5 protein-coding genes and 1 tRNA gene are annotated in these 4,560 nt (G+C 68.4%); 1 reads left to right on the forward strand and 5 read right to left on the reverse strand.

Features of this window, described 5'->3' with window-relative positions:
- Window positions 1-171 precede the first annotated feature (171 nt).
- The 5 genes from rplA to WDV06_RS36350 all read right to left on the reverse strand — a co-directional run bounded on the left by rplA (window position 172) and on the right by WDV06_RS36350 (window position 3,050).
- A complete protein-coding gene (gene rplA, locus WDV06_RS36330) occupies window positions 172-900 on the reverse strand; it encodes a 50S ribosomal protein L1 (protein ID WP_042818557.1) in 729 nt (242 codons plus the stop codon).
- A gap of 87 nt (window positions 901-987) precedes the next feature.
- Window positions 988-1,422, reverse strand: coding sequence for a 50S ribosomal protein L11 (rplK, locus tag WDV06_RS36335; RefSeq protein ID WP_351878424.1), 435 nt, complete (start codon window positions 1,420-1,422; stop codon window positions 988-990).
- A gap of 170 nt (window positions 1,423-1,592) precedes the next feature.
- Window positions 1,593-2,504, reverse strand: coding sequence for a transcription termination/antitermination protein NusG (gene nusG / locus WDV06_RS36340; protein WP_395514078.1), 912 nt, complete (start codon window positions 2,502-2,504; stop codon window positions 1,593-1,595).
- Between the two features lie 84 nt (window positions 2,505-2,588).
- Window positions 2,589-2,870: a preprotein translocase subunit SecE gene (secE, locus tag WDV06_RS36345; RefSeq protein ID WP_390687602.1), complete on the reverse strand. Its 282-nt coding sequence runs from the start codon at window positions 2,868-2,870 to the stop codon at window positions 2,589-2,591.
- 107 nt (window positions 2,871-2,977) lie between these two features.
- Window positions 2,978-3,050 (reverse strand) — tRNA-Trp (locus tag WDV06_RS36350).
- A 192-nt stretch (window positions 3,051-3,242) separates the two neighbouring features.
- Between WDV06_RS36350 and WDV06_RS36355 the strand changes: the two genes are divergently transcribed.
- The gene (locus tag WDV06_RS36355) at window positions 3,243-4,469 is read left to right on the forward strand and encodes a pyridoxal phosphate-dependent aminotransferase (protein ID WP_395514079.1); all 1,227 of its coding nucleotides are present in this window, start codon (window positions 3,243-3,245) and stop codon (window positions 4,467-4,469) included.
- Window positions 4,470-4,560: the final 91 nt, after the last annotated feature.

Genomic DNA, 4,560 nt, shown 5'->3' on the forward strand with positions numbered 1-4,560 from the left:
CCGCCCACGTTGATTCGGGACGAAGAGGTCGTGGGTTCAAATCCCGCCACCCCGACAGAGTAAGACCAGGTCAGGGGGGGGGGGCGGCCCGCCGCCCCCCCCCCCCCGGCCCGGCCCCCCCGGGGGGGGGCGGCCCGGGGCCCGTTCAGCCGTTCAGGCGAGCCGTCAGGCTCAGACCGCGGCCGGGTCTTCCTCGACGAGGAGGTTCCGGGTGCGGTTGGAGTCCAGCTGGATGCCGGGGCCCATCGTGGTGCTCAGGGCGGCCTTCTTGATGTAGCGGCCCTTGGCGGCGGACGGCTTCAGACGGACGATCTCGTCCAGGGCCGCCGCGTAGTTCTCGACCAGCTGCTCATCGGAGAAGGAGACCTTGCCGATGATGAAGTGCAGGTTCGAGTGCTTGTCGACGCGGAACTCGATCTTGCCACCCTTGATGTCGGTGACAGCCTTGGCGACGTCCATGGTGACGGTGCCGGTCTTCGGGTTCGGCATGAGACCACGCGGACCGAGCACGCGGCCGAGGCGGCCGACCTTGCCCATGAGGTCCGGGGTCGCCACGACGGCGTCGAACTCGTTCAGGCGGTTGCCCTTGGCGATCTCGTTGATCAGCTCGTCGTCGCCGACGATGTCGGCGCCGGCGGCTTCCGCGGCCGCAGCACGGTCACCGGTCGCGAAGACCAGGACCCGGGCGGTCTTACCGGTGCCGTGCGGGAGGTTCACGGTGCCGCGGACCATCTGGTCGGCCTTGCGCGGGTCGACACCCAGGCGGAAGGCAACCTCGACGGTGGCGTCGAACTTGGTGGTGCTGGTCTCCTTGGCGAGACGGACGGCCTCCAGGGGAGCGTAGAGCTTCTCCCGGTCGACCTTGGCGTCCGCAGCGCGGAGAGTCTTGCTGCGCTTCACTTCTGCTCCTGTGTAAGTGCTTCAGGCATGGAGTCGTGGTACGGACCAGCGCTTGGCCCTACCACTGGGGAACTGCGAGGGGGCTGATCAGCCCTCGACCGTGACACCCATGGAACGGGCGGTGCCGGCGATGATCTTCTCCGCGGCGTCCAGGTCGTTCGCGTTGAGGTCGGGCATCTTGATCGTGGCGATCTCGCGGACCTGGTCACGCGTGAGCTTCGCGACCTTGGTCTTGTGCGGCTCGCCGGAGCCCTTCTCGATGCCCGCGTGCTTCAGGATGAGGCGCGCGGCCGGCGGGGTCTTGGTGATGAAGGTGAAGGAACGGTCCTCGTAGACCGTGATCTCCACCGGCACGACCATGCCACGCTGCGACTCGGTCGCGGCGTTGTAGGCCTTGCAGAACTCCATGATGTTGACGCCGTGCTGACCGAGCGCGGGGCCGACCGGCGGAGCCGGGTTGGCCGCACCGGCCTTGATCTGGAGCTTGATAAGCCCCGTGACCTTCTTCTTCTTGGGAGGCATTGCTCTCTCCGGGTCCTAGTGAGAGTTTTCCAGCCGCCTTCCGGTCATCCGGATGGAGGCATACCGCACCACGATAACGGGTATGGGTGCGGGGCTAAAAACCGAGCAGGTCAGACCGCCTTTACGGGCGGGTCTGACCTGCTTCGGAAGCGTCGCTCAGAAGAACCGGATCAGTTCTTCTGGATCTGGTCGAAGCTCAGCTCGACCGGGGTCTCGCGGCCGAAGATCTCGACGAGGCCCTTGACCTTCTTCGAGTCCGGGTTGATCTCGTTGATCGTCGCCTGGAGCGTGGCGAACGGGCCGTCGGTGACGGTGACCGAGTCGCCGACCTCGAAGTCCAGGACCTCGATGGTGCGCTTGACGGCGGGCGCCGGCAGGCCGGCCTCCTCGGCAGCCTGCTTGGCGGCCTTCTCCTGCGCCTCCGGGGCGAGCATCTTGACGATCTCGTCCAGCGTCAGCGGGTAGGGGTCGTAGGCGTTGCCGACGAAGCCGGTGACACCGGGGGTGTTGCGGACGACGCCCCAGGACTCGTTCGTCAGGTCCATGCGGACGAGCACGTAGCCGGGCAGCTTGTTCTGCCGGACGTTCTTGCGCTCGCCGTTCTTGATCTGGACGATCTCTTCCTCGGGCACCTCGGCCTGGTAGATGAACTCCTCGACGTTCAGCGAGACGGCACGCTGCTCCAGGTTCGCCTTCACGCGCTTCTCGTAGCCCGCGTAGGTGTGGATCACGTACCACTCGCCCGGGAGCAGGCGCAGTTCGTCGCGCAGCGCCTGGATCGGGTCGACGGGCTCGGCGGGAGCGGCCTCCTCGGCCTCCTCCGCGTCCTCGGCGGCCGCCTCGACGTCGCCCTCGTCCTCGGCGTCCTCGTCGGCTTCCTCGGCCTCGGCCTCGTCGTCGGCGTCGGTGTCGTCGTCGGCGTCCTCGACGTGCAGCGCGGCGTCCTCGGCGTCGACGCCGGCCTCGGCGTCGGCGAGCTCGGCCTCGTCCGGGTCCACAGCGTCTGCCGCCTCGACGATGTCGAGCTCGTCCTCGACGGACTCGACGGAGTCGTGGCTCGCGTTCAGGTTCGGGTCAGACACGGTGGCTGCTTCTTCCTGGATACAAAAGGTGGTGGAACATGCGAAAAGGGGCGGCACCCATCAAGGCGCCGCCCTCCGCGGGGATCAGCCGAAGACGAACTTGATGGCTTCCTGGAACCCATAGTCAATCACGGTCACCAGACCGATCATGATGACGACGAAGACAATCACCACGGTGGTGTACGTCGTGAGCTGGTTGCGAGTCGGCCAGACGACCTTGCGGAGTTCCGCGACGATCTGGCGGTAGAACAGCGCGAGGCGGCCCAGAGGGCCCTTCTTCCCGCGCTTGCCACCCTTGCGGGCCTTCTTCTCGCGCGTGTCGTTGTCGGCGTCAGGCATGTCGATGGAGCCCAGGGCGTCCGTCACGTCTCTCACCTGAATCCGGGTCGTGGCCGTAGCCGCGCCCGGTTGCGCCGCACGGCGTTGCATCGAAATACGTACCTGCGCACACACATCCGAGAAGGAGTGTGGAGCAGGGCCGGAGGGACTCGAACCCCCAACCGCTGGTTTTGGAGACCAGTGCTCTACCAATTGAGCTACGACCCTTTGCGTTCCCCAACTTACCGCATCCGGACGAGTGCACGGAGTGCTCGCGCCCCGGGGCGTTCGGTGAGGACCAACGACAGCAGAGCATACGTGGTCCTGGGCCTGACGTCGAACAGAGAACATCCGGACCTGCTCCGTCCGGTGATTGAAACGGTGTGCGGGGCTTCCGGAGCGTCTGGGACGATTGGCCGCATGACCTCTGCAACGCCTTCCTCCGAGCGCCGGGTGTCCGCCCGTATCGGCGCCATTTCCGAGTCCGCGACCCTCGCCGTGGACGCCAAGGCCAAGGCCCTCAAGGCCGCCGGGCGCCCGGTGATCGGCTTCGGCGCGGGCGAGCCCGACTTCCCGACCCCGGACTACATCGTCGAGGCGGCGGTCGCGGCCTGCCGCGACCCGAAGTTCCACCGCTACACGCCGGCGGGCGGCCTGCCCGAGCTCAAGAAGGCCATCGCCGCCAAGACGCTGCGCGACTCCGGCTACGAGGTCGACGCCTCGCAGGTCCTGGTGACCAACGGCGGCAAGCAGGCCATCTACGAGGCCTTCGCGGCGATCCTCGACCCGGGCGACGAGGTCATCGTCCCGGCCCCGTACTGGACCACCTACCCCGAGTCGATCCGCCTCGCCGGCGGTGTCCCGGTCGAGGTCGTCGCCGACGAGACCACCGGCTACCGGGTCTCCGTCGAGCAGCTGGAGGCGGCGCGCACCGAGCGCACCAAGGTCGTCCTGTTCGTCTCCCCGTCCAACCCGACGGGCGCGGTCTACAGCGAGGCCGACGCGAAGGCGATCGGCGAGTGGGCAGCCGAGCACGGGCTGTGGGTGCTGACCGACGAGATCTACGAGCACCTGGTCTACGGCGACGCGACGTTCACCTCGCTGCCCGTGCTGGTCCCGGCGCTGCGCGACAAGTGCATCGTCGTCAACGGCGTCGCCAAGACGTACGCCATGACGGGCTGGCGCGTGGGCTGGGTCATCGCCCCGCAGGACGTCATCAAGGCCGCGACCAACCTGCAGTCGCACGCCACCTCCAACGTCTCCAACGTGGCCCAGGTCGCCGCACTGGCCGCCGTCTCCGGCGACCTGGAGGCCGTGGCCGAGATGCGCAAGGCCTTCGACCGCCGCCGCCAGACGATGGTCAAGATGCTCAACGAGATCGACGGCGTCTTCTGCCCGACCCCCGAGGGCGCGTTCTACGCGTACCCGTCGGTCAAGGAGCTGCTCGGCAAGGAGATCCGCGGCAAGCGCCCGCAGACCTCGGTCGAGCTCGCCGCGCTGATCCTGGACGAGGCCGAGGTCGCGGTCGTCCCCGGTGAGGCCTTCGGCACCCCGGGCTACCTGCGCCTGTCCTACGCCCTGGGCGACGAGGACCTGGTCGAGGGCGTGACCCGGATCCAGAACCTCCTGGCCGAGGCCAAGGCCTAGCCGTACCCCGCGGAGCGGGGGGGGGGGGGGGGGGGGGGGGGGGGGGGGGGGGGGGGCGGGGGGGGGGGGGGGGGGGGGGGGGGGGGGGGGG

This window comes from Streptomyces racemochromogenes (genome assembly GCF_044129415.1).
Lineage (GTDB): Bacteria > Actinomycetota > Actinomycetes > Streptomycetales > Streptomycetaceae > Streptomyces > Streptomyces racemochromogenes_A.